Origin of the sequence: Vibrio sp. HI00D65, assembly GCF_001635455.1 — a bacterium.
Classification (GTDB): Bacteria; Pseudomonadota; Gammaproteobacteria; order Enterobacterales; family Vibrionaceae; genus Vibrio.
The window spans coordinates 1-333 of the sequence record NZ_LWEH01000177.1; the positions used below are offsets into that span (position 1 = coordinate 1).

Sequence of the window (333 nt, forward strand, 5' to 3'; positions counted from 1 at the left end):
TCAGGTATGATACGGGAGCCGCTGTAGGCTGGTTTCCAGAGCAAGAGTTAGAAGAGAGCACAGATGACTAAGACCGCAGATGACAACATAATCGTTGGTCTTGATATAGGCACTGCGACCATATCAGCTCTGGTTGGTGAAATACTGCCTGATGGTCAAATCAATATCATTGGCTCTGGGCAAAGCCCATCCAGAGGTATGGATAAAGGTGGTGTGAACGACCTAGAGTCGGTAGTTAAGTCAGTTCAGCGAGCAATTGATCAAGCAGAGTTGATGGCAGAATGCCAAATCAGCAATGTGTTTATCTCGCTATCAGGCAAACATATCGCAAGC

General features: G+C 46.5%; 1 pseudogene. It reads left to right on the forward strand.

Annotated features, from left to right (window positions below):
* Positions 1-63: 63 nt before the first annotated feature.
* A pseudogene (gene ftsA / locus A3712_RS14570) lies at positions 64-333 on the forward strand (cell division protein FtsA); the annotation flags it as partial.